The organism is Streptomyces sp. CA-250714 (assembly GCF_050936705.1).
Lineage (GTDB): Bacteria > Actinomycetota > Actinomycetes > Streptomycetales > Streptomycetaceae > Streptomyces.
In genome coordinates, this window is record NZ_JBNJMI010000002.1 from 3,545,118 (window position 1) to 3,565,606 (window position 20,489).

The window sequence follows — 20,489 nt, forward strand, 5'->3', positions numbered from 1 at the left end:
CCGGGTCACTTCCCGTGGGGCCTACCCCTGAGGGCCCTCCCCCAGTCCCCGCGGGGACCCCAGGGATCAGCCCTTCCGCGCAGCCCCCTGCGGCCACACCACGGTGACGCCCAATCCCTCGGCCCGCGCTTGCTGCACGGTGTCTGCGGTGCCGCCGCCCTTCCCGGATGGCGGCTGACCATCCCATACGGCCACCAGCCGGTCCGCACGGCGCAGCAGCTCCGCATTGGCGGCCTCGTATGCCGTCCGGTTCGCTGTCTCGTGCGGCATCACCACCACGTCCGACGCAGCCGCGCGAAGCCGATCGAAAGTGGCCGCGTGCGAGGGCTTCACCTTCGCTTCCCGGTAATCCCTGCTGGGCAACACGACGACGAGACGGCCACCCACCGCCGGCACAGCCTCGGCGAACAAGGAGTCCGCGCGTTCCGCGATGCACGAGACACCGACCAGGTCAGCCGGCTCATAGTCCGCGAGGAGCTTCTCCAGCGCCTCGCGGACCAGCGGAACCGTCGAGTCCGTGAGATCCATGTGCCCTGTCATGGCGAGAGTGGTCATCGGTACGTCCTTCATCGGTTGGCCGGCAGAGGGCGGAGACGGTCACGCCCGCCGCTCGCGACATGCGGCCTTCCCAGGATCATGGAGTGATCGCTTCGAGTAGCCGCTCCCATGGGAACGCCGCGCCATCCCCCTGCTTCGGCCGGTGCGGCTCACCGGGAACGAATACCACCCGCACACCCTGCTCGCGCAGTGTCGCCACGGCGCGGTCCACGGCGGGCTGTGCCCCTAGCGCTGTCGACCAGAACGGTGCCGCTGCGACCGGCACGCCCAGGTGTACGGCCTCCGCGGGAATCCCCAGCGCGACAGTGTCGGTGATCCCGGCGGCCCACTTGCACGCACTCGTCGTCGTCAACGGTGCGACGAGCATCGCGTCCGCCTTGGGCAGGCCGCCCGATTCGCCGGGGAGGGTGTAGCGATGGCGCACCGGATGCCCGGTCAACGCTTCCAGCTCGCCCATGCGGGATTCCCACCATGTCGCTGCGGTAGGCGAAAAGATGAGGCAGGTATCCCACCCGGCAGCTTGCGCGGCTCGGACACCGTCATCGATGTGCTGGGCGGGCCCTGCCGCGCAGGCGATCAGGTAGAGCACAGGCTGTGTCATGCGGGGAGTCCACATCGCTGCGCGAGGCCCCGCAACTCCGGCCCGGGAGACGGCACTAGCTCCAGGAGTTGCCCGACCAGACGTACGACGGACGGCCGCGCAACCTCCTGTGGTGCGGCGCCGGAAGTCGGGAGTACCGCTCAAGCCAGGCCCGCAACTTGGCGAGGTGGTCCATCAGCGCGGCTGAGCCCCGTGGGATGCCGCGATGTGGTCGATGCGGGCGGCGAGGTCGAAGTCGGCGGCGGTGAGCTTGTATCCGGCATCGTGTGTCGTGATGCCGAACCGCAGGTGATCCCAGCGCAGGTCGATGTCCGCGTGGTGGCCGATCAGCCGCTCAACGTCCGCGACGTGCACGATCATTGCGACGCCGCCGTGGTAACGGATGCCGTAGCTGCGGGTGATCTCGTCTCCGGAACGCTCCCAGCCCGGCAGCTGTTCCAAGCGCTCGGTGATTTCCTGATCGGACAGTGGCTGCGGCGCGTCGCCCACGTCATCCCCCTCCGTCCACGGGAGCCAGAACTTCGTTGAGCTCCCGGCCGATGGCCGCATCCTGCCACGGGCGCATGACTCGCCGAGCCGGTGTCTCCAGCGATCCGCTGCCTCTCTCGCGACTCGACGTCCTGATCCGGTTCCTGCGCCGCGGCTGCCGCCGTCGCCTGTCGGGCGAGGTAGACACCTCGGTCTCTCCTGGCCGTCTCAGGAACGACGGTCAGCACTTGCTCCCACAGCGAGTTGCAAGGTGCGGGTGAGTGGAGGGTTGCGCGCCGTACCGCCGCCGTCGCGGGGTTGGGGGTTCGTGACCGACCAGCCGGTCGGTCTGGGTTGCGGGTTCGTCTTCTCGCTCCGCTTGTGCGCGCCGGTGGGCGGTTGGGCGGAGGCGCTTTGTGCGCCCCCGCACAAAGCGCCCCCGTCAGGTTTCCGTGCGGTACATGAGGTCGGTTTCGTGGGTGCGGAAGCCGAGGTTTTCGTAGACGCGGACGGCGGCGGTGTTGTCGGCGTCTACGTAGAGCATGGCCGTCGGGAGGCCGCGTTCGTGGGAGAGGTAGCGGAGGCCGATGGTGGTGAGGGCCTTGCCGAGGCCGAGACCCTGGGCTTCGGGGCTGACGCCGAGGACGTAGACCTCGCCCAGTTCCTCAGCGGAGTGCACCTTCGTCCAGTGGAAGCCGACCAGCCGTCCCTCCCGTTCGGCGAGGAAGAAGCCGACCGGGTCGAACCAGGGTTCCGCCTTGCGGTCGTCGAGGTCGCGCTGGGTGAGGTTGCCCTGCTCGGGGTGGTGGGCGAAGGCGGCGGCGTTGAGGGCCAGCCACGCGGCGTCGTCCTCGCCGGGGCGGAACGTCCGCACGGTCACCCCCGCGGGCAGCACCGGGTCGGGCAGGTCGAGACCGGCGAGCGGGCGGCGCAGCTGCCGCAGCTCGCGGAAGAGGGTCATGCCCAGGCTCTGGGCAAGATGCCGGGCCGCGGGGTGGCCGCCGTGCGCCCAGACCCGCAGCCGTCGCCCGGACTGCTCCAGCAGGACCTGGCCCAGCCGCCTGCCGTAGCCGTTGCCCCGGCGTGTGGGTGCGACGACGAGCTCTCCGGCGGGGGCCTCCACCGGGTCGGTGTCCTCCAGCTGCGCGTAGCCGGCGAGGGCCCCGTCGCCGTCACGCAGCAGCAGATGGCGTACGCCCGGGCGCGCGCCGCCGCGCAGTTGGAGCCTGCCCTGCTCGGAGACGGCGGCCTGACCGTCTTCCCGTGCGGCGGCGTCGATCAGCGCCTGGACCTCTCGTACGCCTTCCGCGGACACCTCGTCCACAACATCCACGTCACTCATGGGAACGACCCTACGGCCGAACGCGGGCGAGCGGACCGGTGCCTGCTGCCGTAAGCGGTCAGCCGACAGTCGTCAGCCGGCAGTCGTCAGCCGGGCGGCTCGGCCGGCGGTGGCGTGGGTGCCCCGGGCAGCCGCAGTACCGCCTCGGTCCCCGGGCCGCCGTCCGCGGGCTGCTGGAGCCGGACTTCGCCGCCGCTCTGCCGTACGGTGCGGGCGACGATCGACAGCCCGAGCCCCGAGCCGGGCAGGCTCCGCGCCGAGGGGGAGCGCCAGAAGCGGTCGAAGACGTGCGGGAGTTCGTCGGCGGGAACGCCGGGCCCCTCGTCGCGTACCGTCAGCTCGCCGTTCCGCAGCACCGTGTGCACGGTGCCGTTCTCGGGGCTGAACTTGATCGCGTTGTCCAGCAGATTGACCACCGACCGCTCCAGCGCCGCGGGCTCGGCCCGTACGTACCAGGGCGCGAGCTCGGTCGTCAGGGTCAGCCGCGGCCCGCGCGGGCGGACCCGTTCCACGGCGCGCTCGGCGATCACGTGCAGCCCGACGACCTCCGTACGGGCGGGAGCACCCGGCTCCTGGGGGCCTTCCGCGCCCTCCGGCATCGCCTGCGGACGCGACAGCTCCTGGAGGTCGCCGATCAGCTCGGCCAGCTCTGCCATCTGGGCCTGCACCGACGACAGCAGCTCCCTGCGGTCCTTCTCGGGCAGCGCCCGCCCGGTCTCCTCGCTGCGCACCAGCAGATCGATGTTGGTACGGAGAGAAGTCAGCGGGGTGCGCAGTTCGTGGCCCGCGTCGGCGATGAGCTGCTGCTGGAGCTCGCGCGAGGAGGCGAGCGCCTCGGTCATGGCGTTGAAGGAGCGGGACAGCCGGGCGATCTCGTCGTGGCCGTCGGTGGGGATGCGTACTGCCAGGTCCTCGGTGCGGGCAATGTGCTCGACGGCCTCGGTGAGCCGGTCAACGGGCCGCAGCCCGGCGCGGGCCAGCGCGACACCGGCGCCCGCGGCCCCCAGCACGCCTGCCCCGCCGACCAGTGTGAGGATCAGCGCGAGGTTGCGCAGCGACTCCTCGATCTCGGCCATCGGCCGGGCCACCGACACCGCGAGCCCGGTGCCCGCCACCGGCGTGGTGCGTACCCGGTACTCGGTGCCGTTGGCGGCGCGGGCCGTGTGCAGGGACTCGCCGCGCCGCTGATCGGCCACCCGTACGTCGGAGTCGGTCACATCCAGCTTCCGGCCGACGATCACACAGCTGCTGCCGGAGGTGTCCACCACCTGCACGGTGGCGCCGAAGGGGTTGGGTGCGGGCTGGTCGGGCGGGGCGCACTGGCCGGACTGCACCCGGTCGACGACGGTGCTGGGCGAGACCGAGTTGTCCCGCAGCGAGTCGTCCAGCGAGCCGAGCAGCTGTGCGCGTACGAGGAACCAGCAGGCCACCGCGCACGCGGCGACCGCCAGCGCCACCGTCGCCGCCGCCAGCAGCGCCAGACGCCCGCGCAACGGCATGGAGACGGCCCTGGCACCCTGCCGACGCAGCCGGAACAGCGCACTCCGGGCCCTACGGGCGCCGTCGGCACCACGGGTATCGCCGACGCCGCCGACGCCGTTGGGGGATTCGGCGCCGTTGGGCGACTCGGCGGCATTGGGGAAGTCCGCACCGCCCACGGAGTCGGCGCCGCCCGTGGAGTCGCTGTGCGGAGAGCTCACGCGTCGTCCCTGAGCACATAGCCCACCCCGCGCACCGTATGCACCAGGCGCGGTTCCCCACCCGCCTCGGTCTTGCGGCGCAGATACATCACATACACATCCAGCGAGTTGGACGACGGCTCGAAGTCGAAGCCCCAGACGGCCTTGAGGATCTGCTCCCGGGTGAGCACCTGTCGCGGGTGGGCGAGGAACATCTCCAGCAGCGTGTACTCGGTACGCGTCAGCTCCACCGGCCGCCCGCCCCTGGTGACCTCGCGCGTCCGCAGGTCCATCCGCAGATCGGCGAACGACAGCGTCTCGGGCTCCTGGGCCGCCTCGGCCTGCGCCTGGGCACGCGCGTACGAGCTGCGCCGCAGCAGCGCCCGGACGCGGGCGAGGAGTTCGTCCAGTTCGAACGGTTTGACGAGGTAGTCGTCGGCGCCCGCGTCCAGCCCGGTGACGCGGTCGCCGACGGTGTCGCGCGCGGTCAGCATCAGGATGGGCACCCGCACTCCGGTGGCCCGCAGCCGGCGCGCGGCGGTCAGCCCGTCCATACGGGGCATCAGCACGTCGAGGACGACCAGGTCGGGCCGGTGCTCGGCCACCTTCTCCAGGGCCTCGGCACCGTCGGCGGCCAGCTGCGTCTCGTACCCCTCGAAGCTCAGGCTGCGGCGGAGCGCGTCCCGGACGGCGGGCTCGTCGTCGACGACGAGGATGGTCTGCTTCTCGGACGCCGGTCCCGACGGGGAGGGTGTGATCTCGGAGGGCATGGCCACCAGCTTGGCACCGTCCTGACCAGCGTGCGGGTCATGCACCGCCGTCACGCAGCGCGTCCAGGTCCTGCTTCACGTCGTTGACCGGGATGGCGAAGCCGAGACCGACGCTGCCCGCGCTGGCCTGGGACGCCTCGCCCTGCCCTGAACCGGCCGAGAAGATGGCGGAGTTGATGCCGATGACCTGCCCGGACATGTTGAACAGCGGTCCGCCGGAGTTCCCGGGGTTGAGGGAGGCGTCGGTCTGGATGGCTTTGTAGGTGGTGGTCTCCCCCTGGACCCCGCCGTTGTACTGACCGCCGCCGGACTCGAACGGCCACTCGCTGCCCCCGCTGCCCTGGCTGGGGAGCTCGTTCTGGTCGCCGTCCTCCTTGGGGACCTTCACCTCGCGGTCCTTGGCGGAGACGATACCGCTGGTCACGGTCCCGGACAGGCCCTCGGGCGAGCCGATGGCGACGACCTGGTCGCCGACGCCCACCGCGTCGGAGTCGCCGAGCGCGGCGGGCTCGAGATCGTCCTGCCCGTCCACCTTGAGCAGCGCCAGATCCTTGTCCGCGTCGGTTCCCACGACCTCCGCCTGCGCTGTCCTGCCGCTGCTGAAGGTGACCTTCACGATGTCGGCGCCGGAGACGACATGGTTGTTGGTGACGATCTCGCCGTCCTTGGTGATGACGACGCCGGAACCGGTCGACTGTCCCGAACCGCCGGTCGCCTTGATCTCCACCACGCTGTCCTGGACGCCTTCCACCACCTTGGACACCGCGCCCTTCGCGGTCGCGTTGCTGCCGCCGGCGATGGGCGCCGCCGCGCTCGACCCGCCGTCACCGCCGAGCAGTTGCTCCATCCCGTACGCGGTGCCCCCGCCGATCACTGCTGCGGCTACGGCGACGGCGGTCAGCAGCGCGGCGGGCCGCCGCATCCGGCGCCGCGCCCGGCGGCCGGTCGCCGCGGGGTCGTCGGGCGCTGCCCGGCCGCCCGGATCCGCGGGGAACGTGGCGTACGGCGGCTCGGCCGGCGGCGGGGGCACGGCGCCGAAGGATGCTGTGCTCTGCTGGTTTCGCGGGGTCTCCCGCTCGAAGCTTTCCATGCCACCGAGAGTGCGTCGGCAAAATGAGAGCTTGCTGAAGAGGCCCTGAGAAACCTCCGAGTTATGCCGGGTCGCACCCGCACGAGCGCCGGATGACCAGCCCGGAGGGGAACTGCCGCACCCTGCCCTTGCTGCCGGGCACACCGCCGTTGCGGGTGCCGGGGATCCGCAGCGAGTCGTCCAGCACCAGGTCCACGGCAGCCTTCGCCATCGCCTCGCGGTCCGAGCCGACGGTGGTCAGCGGGGGATCGGTCAGCCCCGCCTCCTTCACGTCGTCGAACCCCGCGACCGCCAGTTCGCCGGGCACGTCGATGTCCAGCTCGCGGGCGGCGCGCAGCACGCCGATGGCCTGGTCGTCGGTGGCGCAGAACAGCGCGGTGGGCCGGTCGGGGCCGCGCAGCAGGTCCAGCGCGATCCGGTAGGTGTCGTACCGGTTGTACGGGGCCTGGAAGAGCCGGCCCTCGACGGACTTGCCCGCCTCCCGCATCGCCCGGGACCAGCCCTCGATGTGGTCGGTGACGGGGTCGCCCTGCTCCGGCGTGGACTCCATCCCGCCGAGGCAGGCCACGTACTCGTGACCGTGCTCCAGCAGATGCCGGGTCGCCAGCTGGGCGCCGCCCACATCGTCGAGGACGACGGCGACGTCGTCGATGGCCTCGGGCCGCCGGTGCATCAGGACGACGCGGGCGTCCCACGCGTCGATCTCCGCCGCCGCGTGCTCGCTGGGGCCCGCGCTGATGAGGATGAGGCCGGAGACGCGCATTCCCAGGAACGCACGCAGATAGTGCACCTCGCGGGCGTCCAGATAGTCCGAGTTGCCGACCAGGACCATTTTCCCGCGCTCGGCCGCCGCGCGTTCGACGGCGTGCGCCATCTCCGCGAAGAACGGCTGGCGGGCGTCCGGGACGACCAGCCCTATGAGGTCCGTACGCCGCGAGGCCATGGCCTGCGCCACGCGGTCGGGCCGGTACCCCAGCTCCTTGATGGCGGCGAGCACCCGCTCCCGGGTCGCCGGGGCGACCGGGCGGGGGCCGTTGTTGATCACATAGCTGACAACGGCTGTCGAGGTCCCCGCCACCCTCGCCACGTCGTCCCGCGTCACCTTGGCCACGCCCGAGAGTCTACGCGGGATGAGCATCTTTTCCGCCGCCCATTCCCCGCGCCCCGAAGGGGCGCGGGGAACTGCGCGCCCAGCCACAGCTCACCCGCAGCCTGCGGGCATCGGGCAGGGGCACCCCCTCCCCAGCACCGAGGAGGGGACGCCCTCTAGTCGCCGCCGCGCCCGGAGGCCGCCGCCTCCCTCGCGACGCGCTCCGCCTCGTCCGCGACGGACGACTCAGGAGCCGAGCCCTCACTCTTCTCCGGCGCCTTCTCGGGAGAGACAAAGCGGTAGCCGACATTTCGCACGGTGCCGATCAGCGCCTCATGCTCCGGACCCAGCTTGGCGCGCAGGCGCCGCACGTGTACGTCCACGGTGCGGGTGCCGCCGAAGTAGTCGTAGCCCCACACCTCCTGGAGCAGCTGGGCGCGGGTGAACACCCGGCCGGGGTGCTGCGCGAGGAACTTCAGCAGCTCGAACTCCTTGAAGGTCAGGTCGAGGACCCGGCCCTTCAGCTTCGCGCTGTAGGTCGCCTCGTCGACCGACAGATCACCGTTGCGGATCTCCATCGGGCTGTCGTCGGCGGCGATCTGCTGACGGCCGGTGGCCAGCCGCAGCCGGGCCTCCACCTCGGCAGGTCCCGCGGTCTCCAGCAGGACGTCGTCCACGCCCCACTCCGCCGTGACGGCGGCGAGCCCGCCCTCCGTCACGATCAGCATCAGCGGGCAGCCGGGCCCGGTGGAGCGCAGCAGCTGGCACAGCGACCGCACCTGCGGCAGATCGCGGCGGCCGTCGACGAGGATCACGTCGGCGGACGGCGCGTCCACCAGCGCGGGCCCCTCCGCGGGGGCGACGCGCACGTTGTGCAGGAGCAGTCCCAGCGCCGGCAGCACCTCGGAGGACGGCTGGAGCGCGTTGGTGAGGAGAAGCAGTGAACTCATGCGGTGTCACCCTCCCTCGCGGAGAGGGCCCACGTGGCACGTGGTTGGTGCGCTTTCGAACGGCCTCGGTTCCGGTCTCGGTTCTGCACGGTTCGCTTGCCCATGACGTCGAGTTCCCTCCTGGCGCCCTGCGCCGGGGCGCCACCCGGGCTGTCGCCCGGGGGAATATGGCGGCACTGCTTCGTACGGCACTGCCCGAGGGCCGGGCCACGGCCTGTCCCACCGGCCCCGGCCCCCAGAAAGCACAAAAGGACCCGGGGGCGACGCTGCCCGGATCCTGCTTGCCAAGCAGAATACCCGCATGAGAGACCGAGCGGCATGTGACTTCGCTCGCGATCACCAGCAGATCGTCACGGGGAGTAGTCCTATGGGGGCGGTTCGTCGGGAGTTGCGGACAGCGGACGGGGTGCGGATCGAGGCCGGATACGAGCCGTACGCGGGTCCGGCCGACGGCGGGCGGGCCGCCGGTACGGGCGCGGACCCGGGCGCGATCGTGCTCGCGCACGGCTTCACCGGCGCGCTGGGCCGGGCCCCGCTGCGCCGCGCGGCCACCGCGTTCACCGCGCACGCGGCCGTCGTGACCTTCTCGTTCCGCGGGCACGGCCGCTCGGGCGGGCGCTCGACGGTGGGCGACCTGGAAGTGCTGGATCTGGCGGCGGCCGTGGCGTGGGCCCGCTCCCTGGGGCACCGCCGGGTGGCGACCGTCGGCTTCTCGATGGGCGGCGCGGTGGTCCTGCGGCACGGGGCGCTGCACCGCGCGGAGCACGGCGACGGTCACGCATCGTCAACCTCCGATCCGGTGATGCACAGGGGGCGCACGGTCGCGCGCACGGCCGACAGGGGCGGCGCACAGGGCGCGGGGGACTCACAAGGCGATGCGTACGCCGACGCCGTGGTCGCCGTCAGCGCACCGGCCCGCTGGTACTACCGGGGTACGGCGCCCATGCGGTGGCTGCACTGGGCGATCCAGCATCCCGTCGGCCGGCTCTTCTCGCGGTACGGCCTCCGCACCCGGGTCCACCACCGGGACTGGGACCCGGTGCCCCTCTCCCCCATCGCCGCGGCCCCGCTGATCGCTCCGGTGCCGCTGCTGGTCGTCCATGGCGACCAGGACCCGTTCTTCCCCGTCGACCACCCCCTCGCGCTCGCCGAGGCGGCGGACCCGGAAGCGTCCGAGCTGTGGCTGGTGCCCGGTTTCGGACACGCGGAGAACTCCGCCGACCCCGCGCTGCTGGACCGGATCGGCGACTGGGCCGCCACCCGGCTACAAGCACCCGCCGCGAGGCCGCATCATGGGAGCCGCGACAAACAGGACGCCACAGAGGGCACGGACGGCTGAGAGGGACTCCACCATGGCCAGCGGCACGATCCGCTACTGGGCGGCGGCGAAGGCCGCGGCAGGCACCGCCGAGGAGCCGTACGACGCCGGCACCCTGGCGGACGCGCTCGGGCGCGCCCGCGAGGCACACGCCGAGCAGCCCGAGTTCGCCCGCGTACTGCTGCGCTGCTCCTTCCTGGTCGACGGCGACCCGGTCGGCACCCGTGCCCACGAGACCGTCCGGCTCAGCGAGGGCGGCACCGTCGAGGTCCTCCCCCCGTTCGCCGGGGGCGCCCGATGAACGACGGCCGGTACGAGGACCCCTACCGCGGCGCGTACGACGAGTACGGCCGCCCCGTCCCGCACGCCGAGGTGCAGCACGCCGAGGTGCAGCCGCTGCCCGAGTACGAGGCGCCGTACCAGGGCCCGTACGACGTGACGTACGAGGTGACCCGGGCCGACGCACCCCCTCACCCGCAGGCTCCGCAGCCGTCGTACGGGGTCTCGTCGGGAGCCGCGTACGAGGCGCCCTGGGGCACCGATGCGGCGCTCCCCCACGAGGCGCCGCAGGCGCACCAGCCCCTCCCCGAACCCTCCGGAGCGCCCTGGCCCGGAGCGCCCGGCCCGTTGCCGCCGGAAGACCACTCGTCACCACAGCCGATGCCTCAGCCCCAAGCCCAGCCGCACCCCGGCCCTCAGCCGCAGCCACAGCCCTACGGCGTTCAGGCCCACCCCCAGCCACAGCCGCAGCCTTACGGCGCTCCAGCCCCCGCGCAGGCGGAACAGCCCCCGCCTGCCGCCACCGCCCCCTCGGCCCCGCGGGGAGCACGCGAACGCACCGGGTCGCCGATCATCGCGCCGGGGTTCCGGCCCGCCGCCGTCACCACGGTGCTGGCGGCCCTGCTCGCGGGGACCGCGCCGTTGGGGCACTGGGCGCTCACCGGCGCGCTCGTACTGCTCCAGTTGCTGACGGCCGCCGGCTGGTACCGACTCAACGGTATGTGGCCGGCCCGGCAGGGCATCGCCCTCGCGTTCGTGGCGGGGCTGACGGCCGACGCCGGGCTGCTGCTGACCGATGGCAAGGCCGCGCCGACGGTGCTGCTCGGCGCGGCGGGCGTCTGGTGCGTCCTCTCCCTGGTGCTGCAGTTGCGCAACAACTCCAGCGCCGATGAGCGCCTCTACGCGCTCACGGCGGGCTTCGCCGCGATCGGCCTGACGGTGCTGGCCGCCGGGCTGCTCCCCACCGAGCCGAAGGCCGTGACGGTGGGAGCCGCCGCCGTCGCGGTGGCCGCACTGGCGCGGGCCGTACCGCTTCCCGCACCCCTCTCGGTCCTGCTCGCGCTCGCCGCCGCAGCTGGGGCCGGTACGGCGACGGGGCAGCTCAACGGCGTGGATCCGGTGCCGGCCGCGCTGTTGGGCCTGGGGGCCGGTGTGTGTGCGCTGCTGGGTCTGCGGGTGGCCAGCTACGACTGGCCCTCCCGGTTCGTCCATATGACGGCGGGCGTCGCCCTCCCCCTCACCCTGGCCACCCCGGCCCTCTATCTGCTGGGCCGCACGCTGATGTAACAACGCCCCACCAACCTCAACCGCCCCAGGAGTGCCCGGCGGCCTGCGGGTTACGCTCGCAGCTAGCCAGCCGACTCGTGGCCAGCCGACTCTTGGGGGGATACGGACGCGATGCGCGCACTACGGATAGGGCTTGTGATTCTGGTGGTACTCGCCGGGCTCTTCGTGGCGGCCGACCGCATCGCGGTGAACCTCGCCGAGGACGAGGTGGCCAAGAAGCTCGAGGGCCAGCTGGGTTCCGCCTCCTCCGGCGAGCCGTCCGTTTCCATCGAGGGCTTCCCCTTCCTGACCCAGGTCGCGAGCAAGGACCTGGACAAGGTGACCGTCGAGGTGGAGGGCGTCACCACCACGGCGGACGGCCGCCAGGTGCGGCTGAGCAAGGTCAACATGGCGGCCGAGAACGTGAAGCTCTCGGGTGACTACAGCTCGGCCGTCGCGGATCGGGCCACCGGCACCGTCCATCTCTCCTACGCCGATCTGTCCAAGGCCGCGGACGACGGCGTGCGGGTCGGCTACGGCGGTAAGAGCACCTCCGGCAAGGACCAGGTGAAGGTCACCGCCAGCGTCGCCCTCCCGCTGGTGGGCCGCGCCGTCGAGCGCAGCGTCTACAGCACTGTCAGTGTCTCGGGCGGTGACACGGTGCGGCTGCATGCCGACAAGGTGCCCGGCTCCAAGTTGCCCGGCGTCGAGGACGCGATCCGTAAGAAGATCGACTTCGAGCGCAAGATCGACCGGCTGCCCGAGGGGCTGAAGCTGGAGAAGGTGGAGGCCACCGAGGATGGGGTGGACCTCTCCATGACGGGTACCGGGGTCGACCTGGCCGGCTGACCCTGCTGGGGAGGGGCTGCCCCTGTCTGTCCGTTGCAGACTGCGGGTGGGTCGTGGCTGATCGCGCAGTTCCCCGCGCCCCTGACGGGGCGCAGGGCGAGACCTTACGTCCGGCATCCGAGACAGCCGGGGCTGGAAGCGCGTGGCTCCCGTCCCCCTCCAAGCGATCACTCTCACATCGCGGACAAACGCGTCTCATATCGCGGATCGGCGGTGACACAGCCCCGCCGTCCTCCTTACGATCGAGCACATGAAGCGACAGGCGGACCTCACGAAGCGCCGGGCAGTGGACCTGTGCCGCATCGCCGCCATGCTCTGTCGCGGCTCCCGCTGACCGCCGACCGTCCGCGCGTCCGCTGACGCCGCCGGTATCCGGCGCCCCGGAACACCCGGCGAACCCGCAGCGCACACGCGCCGCAGAGCAGTGCCCCGCGTACATCTCCCCGCGCACCGCCGCGCACGGCCGCACTCCGCCGTGCGCCCGACCCGTATCGGCGCCCCGAGCGGCGCCGCCCCGTACGCGTACCCCTGTTCGCCCTCCGCCGCATCCACCCACCTCACGAGGAGAGACAGCATGAGCCGCAGCGACGTTCTGGTCGACGCCGACTGGGTCGAGGCCCACATCGACGACCCGAAGGTAGTGATCGTCGAGGTCGACGAGGACACCTCGGCCTACGACAAGAACCACATCAAGAACGCGATCCGCATCGACTGGAAGCAGGACCTCCAGGACCCGGTGCGCCGCGACTTCGTGGATCAGGAGGGCTTCGAGAAGCTCCTGTCCGCCAAGGGCATCGCCAACGACGACACCGTCGTGCTCTACGGCGGCAACAACAACTGGTTCGCCGCCTACGCCTACTGGTACTTCAAGCTCTACGGCCACCAGGGCGTCAAGCTCCTCGACGGCGGCCGCAAGAAGTGGGAGCTGGACTCCCGCGACCTGGTCGCCGAGGTGTCCGAGCGCCCGGCCACCGAGTACCGGGCCAAGCCGCAGGACACCTCCATCCGCGCCTTCCGCGACGAGGTCGTCGACGCCATCGGCGCCAAGAACCTGGTGGACGTCCGCTCCCCCGACGAGTTCAGCGGCAAGCTGCTGGCCCCCGCGCACCTGCCGCAGGAGCAGTCGCAGCGCCCCGGCCACGTGCCCAGCGCGCGCAACATCCCCTGGTCGAAGTCGGCCAACGACGACGGCACCTTCAAGTCCGACGACGAGCTCAAGGAGCTCTACGAGGCCGAGGGCGTCGACCTGGGCAAGGACACCATCGCCTACTGCCGTATCGGTGAGCGCTCCGCGCACACCTGGTTCGTACTGCACGAGCTGCTGGGCCAGCAGAACGTCAAGAACTACGACGGCTCCTGGACCGAGTACGGCTCCCTCGTCGGCGTGCCCGTCGAGATCGGCTCCAACTGACCCTTCGCCCACCTTCGACCAGGACGGAAACACCCTCATGTGCGGAGCACGGACAGGCGGCCCCGACGCCTCCACCATCAAGCCCGGCGAGACCACCATCCAGGGCAACGTGACCCGTGACGGCGAGCCCGTCACCGGCTACGTGCGGCTGCTGGACTCGACCGGCGAGTTCACCGCGGAGGTCCCGACCTCCGCCACCGGCCAGTTCCGCTTCTACGCGGCCGAGGGCACCTGGACGGTCCGCGCCCTGGTGCCCGGCGGCACCGCCGACCGCACCGTGGTCGCCCAGAACGGCGGCCTGGCCGAGGTCACCATCGCGGTCTGACCTTGTCTTCTCCGGGGGCTCCGCCCCTGGGCCCCCGGCACGGGCGGTCCAGCGGCGGAGCCCCCATATGCTTGACGTATGGCAACTCGCAGCAAGCTCGTCATCAAGGTCACCGCGGGCGCGGACGCGCCCGAGAGGTGTTCGCAGGCCTTCACGGTGGCGTCCGTGGCAGCGGCGAGCGGCACGGAGGTCAGCCTGTGGCTGACCGGCGAGTCCGCCTGGTTCGCCCTCCCCGGTCGCGCCGCGGAGTTCGAGCTGCCGCACGCGGCGCCCCTGCCCGATCTGATGGCCGCGGTCCAGGCGACCGGCCGGATCACGCTGTGCACCCAGTGCGCGGCCCGCAGGGGCATCGAGGAGAAGGACGTCATCGAGGGAGTCCGCATCGCGGGCGCCCAGCTCTTCGTGAGCGAGATCATGCCCGAGGGCGTACAGGCCCTCGTGTACTGAGGGAGCCCCCTCGGGAGGCCGTGCCCGTCCCCGGCGATTAGACTCGGCCGGGTCACCGACACCGCGCAAGGAGAGCCACGCCGTGCTTGAGGCATTCTTCACCGCCCTGATGGTCCTGGTCTGCATCGGCACCGTGGGCTTCGCCGGGCTGACCTTCAAGAAGCTCTACCAGGGCCAGCGCTGACCCTCGCCACCCCCACTCCTAGGGATCGACCAGCTCCATGATCGAGATTCCGTCCGACCTCCACCCGGACCTCGTCCCCCTCGCCTTCCTCCTCGGCAACTGGACCGGGGCGGGAGTGGCGGAGTTCGAGGGACAGGACAAGTGCAACTTCGGGCAGGAAGTCACCTTCACCCACGACGGCCGTGACTTCCTGGAGTACATCTCGCACTCCTGGGAGCTGGACGCGGAGGGCAAGAAGGTCCGTCCCCTGGAGACCGAGACGGGGTACTGGCGGATCGACAAGGACCGCAAGGTCGAGGTCGTCATGATCCGTGACCAGGGCATCGCGGAGGTCTGGTACGGCGAGCTGGCCGAGAAGAAGCCGCAGATCGATCTGGCGACCGACGCGGTGGCCAGGACCGCCGTCGCGGACGAGTACAGCGGCGGCAAGCGGCTGTACGGCTACGTCAACGGCGATCTGATGTGGGTGGGCGAGAAGTCCACGCCCCAGGTGCCGCTACGGCCCTACATGTCGGCGCACTTGAAGAAGGTCGTCGACCCCAAGGAATGGGCCAAGGACGTCGTGGATCTTCCCGACGACGGAATCGCCTTTTTCCGCTGAAGTACAGCTCCGCTGACAGCGCAGCTCCGCTGAAGTTCAACTCCACTGACGGTTTCAGCTCCGCTGACTTTCCGGGGCAGCTGTCCGCCGACAGCTGCCCCGTTCGCTGAGCGCTGTTTGCCGGTTGTTGCTTACTGAACAATCTGCCTACCGGCAAGGAAACTGACTGGTCATCGGACGTCTCGGCGGTGTCACGATTGTGAAAGCTGTGAAATAGCGCATTGTCGGTGCGGGGCCCAGGAACGCTCCTCCAGCCCCGGAAACTCAACAAAAGGCCAGGTCACAGAAGTATTGCCACTCTGCGCTCACCACTCGTGACGCAAAGTTGTGAAACTAATGCGTGCCCCCGAGTGATAAGAATGGCGTTAATCCATTCACCGGCACGAGCGTCGGCGAGACCCTGTCGCGCGTTCCCGCGCCTGCTCGCCCCTGCGCTCGGCTGCCCTAACGGGGTAAAGGCTCTTTCTGTGAATCGTTCTCGCATCTCTTCCGCAGCCGCCACCGTCGCGCTGGTCGGCGGGCTGGCGGTCACTCAGTTCGCCACTGCCGGCAGTGCGTTCGCAGCCGGCGGCGCCGACCTCAACTCGGGCGCCGCGACCGGCTTCATGTACAACAAGGCCACCGGCGAGGTCCGGGGCGGCTTCGGGATCAACCTGGGCAGCTACGGCCCCGACGCCACCACGGCCACCCTCACCGTGACCGCGGTCAAGAACATCCACTTCGACACCAAGAAGAAGCCCGACTTCGACGAGGACGCCGCGAACGACAAGCACAACTTCACCGTGAAGTCCGTCACGGAGAAGCAGGTCGTCATGACGGTCGACCTGGCGGGCAACGGCGACGAGATCGAGAAGGTCGACGTCCCGGGCTACATCTCCGGCAAGAAGCAGACGCTGCGCACCAGCATCAAGGGCGACACGACCGACCCGGACCCGAGCAACAACACCAAGACCATGAACTACTCGGTCGACGCTCCGGACTGGAACCCCAAGCCGAAGCCCACCGAGAAGCCGACCCAGAAGCCCACCGAGAAGCCCGAGCCCACTCAGAAGCCGACTGAGAAGCCCTCGGACAAGCCCACCGGCAAGCCGTCGAAGCCCAGCGACGACGCCTCCGACGCCAACACCCCGGCGCCCGCCGGCGGTTCCGACAAGGGCGACGGCAGCAAGGGCGACCTCGCCGAGACCGGCAGCAGCTCCAACACCCCGATGCTCATCGGCGGTGCGGGTGCCCTCGTCGTGGTCGGCGGCGCCGCGGTCTTCCTGGCCAAGCGCAAGAAGGCCGGCCAGAGCTGATCGTTCTGACCTTCGGGTAGCGCGGGTCCGGGTGCCACGGGGGCACCCGGACCCGCGCCGCTTGTGCGCGGGACCTCTCTACACTGGACCTCGTGGCTACCACCGACTGGCAGAGCGACCTTCGGGCGCGCGGATACCGGCTCACTCCGCAGCGCCAGCTCGTGCTGGAGGCCGTGGACAAGCTGGAGCACTCCACGCCGGACGACATCCTCGCCGAGGTCCGCCGCACGGCCGGCAGCGTCAACATCTCGACGGTCTACCGCACGCTGGAGCTCCTGGAGGAGCTGGGACTGGTCTCCCACGCGCACCTCGGACACGGTGCACCCACCTATCACCTGGCCGACCGGCACCACCACATGCACCTGGTCTGCCGGGACTGCACCGACGTGATCGAGGCCGAGCTGTCCGTCGCCGAGCCCTTCACCGCAGCCCTGCGGGAGCGCTTCGGCTTCGAGACGGACATGAAGCACTTCGCGATCTTCGGGCGGTGCGCGAAATGTCTCGCGCAAGCCGACGACGAGGGCGGGACCGATACGGGCAGCAAGCCCAAGAGCTCCGCGTAGCCCGTCGTAGGCTGGGCGTATGTCCTCCAGCAGTTCGAGCAACAGCGCCGCCGCTCCCGCCCCCAGCCCCCTGCTGACCCTCCCCGGCGCGGTGGCGGCCGAAGCCCCCGACGAGGGCGTCGCGGCCCACTACGGCGATCTGTTCAAGGAGCAGCGCGCCCTGGCCGACGGCACCGGTTTCGTGGACCTCTCGCACCGCGGCGTGGTCACCGTCTCCGGCGAGGACCGGCTCCCCTGGCTGCACCTGCTGCTCACCCAGCACGTGGAGCAGCTGCCGCCGGGCCAGGCCACCGAGGCGCTGATCCTCTCCGCCAACGGACACATCGAGCAGGCGCTCCAGCTGGTGGACGACGGGACGACGGTGTGGATGCACACCGAACCCGGCAAGCAGGGTGAGCTGATCGCCTATCTGGAGAGCATGCGGTTCTTCTACCGCGTCGAGATCGCCGACCGGACGCCGGATGCCGCCGTCGTGCATCTGCCCGCCGGCTCCATCGCCGAGTTGCCGGGCAGTGTTCTGGCCGTACGGGAGACCTCGTACGGGCGCGATCTGTTCCTGCCGCGCGGCGAGCTGACCGGCTTCGCCGCCTCGCACGGGCCGGCCGTCGGGGTGCTCGCCTACGAGGCGCTGCGGGTGGAGGCGCGGCGGCCGCGCCTCGGTATGGAGACCGACCACCGGACGATTCCGCACGAGGTGGGCTGGATCGGCTCGGCCGTGCACCTGGAGAAGGGCTGCTACCGCGGGCAGGAGACGGTGGCCCGTGTCCACAACCTGGGGAAACCGCCGCGCCGGCTGGTCTTTCTGCACTTGGACGGGAGCGAGGTGCGGGTGCCGGTGCACGGCGACGCCGTGCGGCTCGCCGCCGAGGGCCTGGAGGGGCGGCAGATCGGGTTCATCACCACCTCCGCGCGCCACCACGAGCTGGGCCCGATCGCGCTGGCCCTGGTGAAGCGGAACGTCGACCCCGAGGCGGAGCTGATCGCCGGCCCCGACGCGACTGCTGCGGCGCAGGAAGTGGTCGTCGCGCCGTAGTTCGCCCTCGCGTCGGGTCTGGTCAGGTGCTGCCCCTTGCTGTTCGTCGCAGGCTGCGGGCACGTTGTGGTCGCTCGCGCAGTTCCCCGCGCCCCTTGCGGGGCGCGCGTGATCCCTCACACCTCCAGCAGCACCGTGAAGGGGCCGTCGTTCGTCAGGGACACCTTCATCGAGGCGCCGAACACGCCCGTGGCGACGGTGGCGCCCAGCGAGCGCAGCTGGGCGACCACCTCGTCGACCAACGGTTCGGCGACATCCCCGGGCGCAGCGCCGTTCCAGGTGGGCCGCCGCCCCTTGCGCGCGTCACCGTAGAGAGTGAACTGGCTGATCACCAGCAGCGGCGCTCCGACGTCCGAACACGACTTCTCCTCGTGCAGGATCCGCACGGACCACAGCTTCCGCGCGAGCTGCGCCGCCTTCTCCTTGGTGTCGTCGTGCGTGACTCCGACCAGCACGCACAGGCCTTCGCCGACTATCTGACCAACGGTTTCCCCGTCCACGGTGACGCTCGCGCCGTCCACCCTCTGCACCACTGCTCGCATGCCGCCATGATGCCGTGCCGCCGTTCGGCGGTCGCACAGCCGCCGCCCCGGGAGCGTGGAGCGGTGCGAACAAGGGGCACAGAGTGGCACGATGCGCACACGCGGTGCGTTCAGCAGGTACCGCGCAATGGGGATGAGGGGACACAAGCCCATGAGCACAACCGGAGCGGGCCGGTCCCGGACGCCGCGACAGTCCGGGGCCCTGGAGGCGCTGCGTGAGCCGGAGCAGCCGGATCTGCACGCGCTCTGCCTGCGCGAACTGCGAGCCCTGCGACGCTCGGCACAGCAGGACGAGGCGGATCTGAGCTATGTGCGCAGACTGCTCCAGGGGCGTATCGACATCCTCCGCGCCGAGCTGGCCCGGCGCAGCTCCGAGGGCTCGCCGCTGCTGGATGTGCTGCCGCAGATCCTCGCCGACGCCCCGCCCAGCCACCGCTCCTCGGCCCGGCATGTGACGCTCGCCGCACCGCGCAGCGAGGAGTACCGGGCGCTGGCCGAGGAGATGCTGGCCGAGGTGGAGCTGAGCGATCTCCAAGCGCGTACGGACAGCGAGCTGCACGACGCGATGGCCCGGCTCGTCCGCTACGAGCAACAGGTCTCGCGCCGCCGCCAGTCGCTCCAGCGCACCGCCGACGAATGCAGTACGGAGATCGCCCGCCGGTACCGGGAGGGAGAGGCGCAGGTGGACGACCTGCTGCCGTAGGCCGGGGCGCGGGCAGGGAGGGGTGTCCGTTCTGGGGCGCGCGGAGTCCGGTTACGGTGAAGGACCACATATCCGTCTGTCCCGCCTGCCGTCCTACGGCGTTCACCACCGGAAGGTCCCGAGATGCCCGAGATATCCCCCGTGCTCGCCGAGGTCGTCAGGTCCGGCTTCACCGAGGGACGGCACCGGGGCTCGCTGGTGGTGCTGGCGGCCGACGGGAGCGTCACGTTCGCACTGGGCGACCCGGAGGCGCCGGTCTTCCCGCGCTCCGTGAACAAGCCGTTCCAGGCCTCCGCCGTGCTGCGCTCCGGTCTTGAGCTGTCCGGCGAGCGGCTGGCGCTGGCCGCGGCGAGCCACTCGGGGGAGGGGTTCCAGCTCGATCTGGTCCGTACGATGCTCGCCGAGCACGGGCTGACCGAGGCCGATCTGAAGTGCCCCGCCTCCCTCCCGCTGGACGAGGAGGAGGCCGAGGCCTTTCTGGCGGCCGGCTCCACCCGTACGCCGCTGGCGATGGACTGCTCGGGCAAGCACGCCGCGATGCTCGCCGCTTGCCGGGCCGGCGGCTGGCCGGTGGACAGCTGTCTGGACCCCGACCACCCGCTGCAGAAGCTGGTCCGCGAGACGCTGGAGGAGGCCACCGGCGACCCGGTGGCGCACACCGGTGTGGACGGCTGCGGCGCCCCGCTGCTGGCCGTCTCGCTGACCGGGCTGGCCCGCGGCTTCCGTGCGCTGGCGCTGGCCCCCGCGACGACTCCGGAGGGGCGGGTCGCCGAGGCGATGCGCGCCCACCCCGAGTACGTGGGCGGCACCCGGCGGCACGACACCTGGCTGATGCGGGAACTGCCGGGCGCCGTCAGCAAGATGGGCGCCGAGGCCGTGCAGGGCTTCGCCCTCCCGGACGGCCGCGCCCTCGCCTTCAAGGTGGAGGACGGCGCGGCCCGTGCGCTGGGGCCCGTGCTGGCGCGGGCGCTCTCCCTCCACATGGGGGTGAGCTCGCCGGTGCTGGAGCGGATCGGGACGGTGCCGATACTGGGCGGCGGCGTACGGGTCGGCGAGGTCCGCGCGGCGTTCTGAGGTTCTGAGGGCGGACCGCGCGGGTTGCCGGGCGGTGGAAATCCGGGTGCG

General features: G+C 71.2%; 23 protein-coding genes. 13 read left to right on the forward strand and 10 right to left on the reverse strand.

The genetic code is table 11. The features are described from left to right. Window positions 1–66: 66 nt before the first annotated feature. From ACQEU8_RS34740 to ACQEU8_RS34780, 9 genes are all read right to left on the reverse strand, one after another. A complete protein-coding gene (locus ACQEU8_RS34740) occupies window positions 67–555 on the reverse strand; it encodes a hypothetical protein (protein ID WP_433108280.1) in 489 nt (162 codons plus the stop codon). Between the two features lie 79 nt (window positions 556–634). Further along, window positions 635–1,159, reverse strand: coding sequence for a flavoprotein (locus ACQEU8_RS34745; RefSeq protein ID WP_433108282.1), 525 nt, complete (start codon window positions 1,157–1,159; stop codon window positions 635–637). Window positions 1,160–1,333: 174 nt separating this feature from the next. Next, a complete protein-coding gene (locus ACQEU8_RS34750; RefSeq protein ID WP_433108284.1) occupies window positions 1,334–1,648 on the reverse strand; it encodes a 4a-hydroxytetrahydrobiopterin dehydratase in 315 nt (104 codons plus the stop codon). 421 nt (window positions 1,649–2,069) lie between these two features. Then, window positions 2,070–2,969 carry a mycothiol synthase gene (mshD, locus tag ACQEU8_RS34755; protein ID WP_433108286.1) on the reverse strand — a complete coding sequence of 300 codons (900 nt, stop codon included), beginning with the start codon at window positions 2,967–2,969 and terminating at the stop codon, window positions 2,070–2,072. A gap of 86 nt (window positions 2,970–3,055) precedes the next feature. Beyond that, the gene (locus ACQEU8_RS34760; protein WP_433108933.1) at window positions 3,056–4,468 is read right to left on the reverse strand and encodes a HAMP domain-containing sensor histidine kinase; all 1,413 of its coding nucleotides are present in this window, start codon (window positions 4,466–4,468) and stop codon (window positions 3,056–3,058) included. Between the two features lie 197 nt (window positions 4,469–4,665). After that, the gene (locus tag ACQEU8_RS34765) at window positions 4,666–5,418 is read right to left on the reverse strand and encodes a response regulator transcription factor (RefSeq protein WP_433108288.1); all 753 of its coding nucleotides are present in this window, start codon (window positions 5,416–5,418) and stop codon (window positions 4,666–4,668) included. A 37-nt stretch (window positions 5,419–5,455) separates the two neighbouring features. After that, window positions 5,456–6,508: a S1C family serine protease gene (locus tag ACQEU8_RS34770; RefSeq protein WP_433108290.1), complete on the reverse strand. Its 1,053-nt coding sequence runs from the start codon at window positions 6,506–6,508 to the stop codon at window positions 5,456–5,458. Between the two features lie 61 nt (window positions 6,509–6,569). After that, complete coding sequence (locus ACQEU8_RS34775; protein WP_433108292.1) at window positions 6,570–7,619, reverse strand: LacI family DNA-binding transcriptional regulator; 1,050 nt, start codon at window positions 7,617–7,619, stop codon at window positions 6,570–6,572. A gap of 155 nt (window positions 7,620–7,774) precedes the next feature. Continuing rightward, entirely contained in the window at window positions 7,775–8,548 is a 774-nt protein-coding gene (locus ACQEU8_RS34780; protein ID WP_433108294.1) for a response regulator transcription factor, read from the reverse strand. 301 nt (window positions 8,549–8,849) lie between these two features. On the opposite strand from ACQEU8_RS34780, the gene ACQEU8_RS34785 reads away from it, so the two are divergent. From ACQEU8_RS34785 to ACQEU8_RS34835, 11 genes are all read left to right on the forward strand, one after another. Further along, a complete protein-coding gene (locus tag ACQEU8_RS34785; RefSeq protein ID WP_433108296.1) occupies window positions 8,850–9,887 on the forward strand; it encodes an alpha/beta hydrolase family protein in 1,038 nt (345 codons plus the stop codon). Window positions 9,888–9,900: 13 nt separating this feature from the next. After that, a complete protein-coding gene (locus ACQEU8_RS34790) occupies window positions 9,901–10,167 on the forward strand; it encodes a MoaD/ThiS family protein (RefSeq protein WP_433108298.1) in 267 nt (88 codons plus the stop codon). Beyond that, window positions 10,164–11,432 (forward strand): hypothetical protein, encoded by a 1,269-nt coding sequence (locus tag ACQEU8_RS34795; protein WP_433108300.1) that lies wholly within the window; start codon window positions 10,164–10,166, stop codon window positions 11,430–11,432. The genes ACQEU8_RS34790 and ACQEU8_RS34795 overlap by 4 nt, the downstream gene beginning before the upstream one ends. A 111-nt stretch (window positions 11,433–11,543) precedes the next feature. Next, window positions 11,544–12,260 carry an LmeA family phospholipid-binding protein gene (locus ACQEU8_RS34800; protein ID WP_433108302.1) on the forward strand — a complete coding sequence of 239 codons (717 nt, stop codon included), beginning with the start codon at window positions 11,544–11,546 and terminating at the stop codon, window positions 12,258–12,260. A 574-nt stretch (window positions 12,261–12,834) separates the two neighbouring features. Then, window positions 12,835–13,671: a sulfurtransferase gene (locus ACQEU8_RS34805; protein WP_433108304.1), complete on the forward strand. Its 837-nt coding sequence runs from the start codon at window positions 12,835–12,837 to the stop codon at window positions 13,669–13,671. 37 nt (window positions 13,672–13,708) lie between these two features. Further along, the gene (locus ACQEU8_RS34810; protein WP_433108306.1) at window positions 13,709–13,996 is read left to right on the forward strand and encodes a DUF1416 domain-containing protein; all 288 of its coding nucleotides are present in this window, start codon (window positions 13,709–13,711) and stop codon (window positions 13,994–13,996) included. A gap of 78 nt (window positions 13,997–14,074) precedes the next feature. Further along, window positions 14,075–14,443, forward strand: a complete 369-nt coding sequence (locus tag ACQEU8_RS34815; protein WP_433108308.1) for a DsrE family protein — start codon at window positions 14,075–14,077, stop codon at window positions 14,441–14,443. 221 nt (window positions 14,444–14,664) lie between these two features. Further along, window positions 14,665–15,228 (forward strand): FABP family protein, encoded by a 564-nt coding sequence (locus ACQEU8_RS34820; protein WP_433108310.1) that lies wholly within the window; start codon window positions 14,665–14,667, stop codon window positions 15,226–15,228. Window positions 15,229–15,695: 467 nt separating this feature from the next. Continuing rightward, window positions 15,696–16,523, forward strand: a complete 828-nt coding sequence (locus ACQEU8_RS34825; RefSeq protein ID WP_433108312.1) for an LAETG motif-containing sortase-dependent surface protein — start codon at window positions 15,696–15,698, stop codon at window positions 16,521–16,523. Between the two features lie 92 nt (window positions 16,524–16,615). Continuing rightward, entirely contained in the window at window positions 16,616–17,086 is a 471-nt protein-coding gene (locus ACQEU8_RS34830; RefSeq protein ID WP_433108314.1) for a Fur family transcriptional regulator, read from the forward strand. A 19-nt stretch (window positions 17,087–17,105) separates the two neighbouring features. Beyond that, window positions 17,106–18,119, forward strand: coding sequence for a YgfZ/GcvT domain-containing protein (locus tag ACQEU8_RS34835; RefSeq protein ID WP_433108316.1), 1,014 nt, complete (start codon window positions 17,106–17,108; stop codon window positions 18,117–18,119). A 116-nt stretch (window positions 18,120–18,235) separates the two neighbouring features. On the opposite strand, the gene dtd is transcribed toward ACQEU8_RS34835, so the two are convergent. Further along, window positions 18,236–18,661: a D-aminoacyl-tRNA deacylase gene (gene dtd / locus ACQEU8_RS34840; RefSeq protein WP_433108318.1), complete on the reverse strand. Its 426-nt coding sequence runs from the start codon at window positions 18,659–18,661 to the stop codon at window positions 18,236–18,238. 151 nt (window positions 18,662–18,812) lie between these two features. Here dtd and ACQEU8_RS34845 point away from each other — a divergent pair, with 151 nt between their 5' ends. Next, window positions 18,813–19,364, forward strand: coding sequence for an RsiG family protein (locus ACQEU8_RS34845; RefSeq protein ID WP_433108320.1), 552 nt, complete (start codon window positions 18,813–18,815; stop codon window positions 19,362–19,364). Between the two features lie 123 nt (window positions 19,365–19,487). Continuing rightward, complete coding sequence (locus ACQEU8_RS34850; protein ID WP_433108322.1) at window positions 19,488–20,438, forward strand: asparaginase; 951 nt, start codon at window positions 19,488–19,490, stop codon at window positions 20,436–20,438. The last annotated feature ends 51 nt before the right edge of the window (window positions 20,439–20,489 follow it).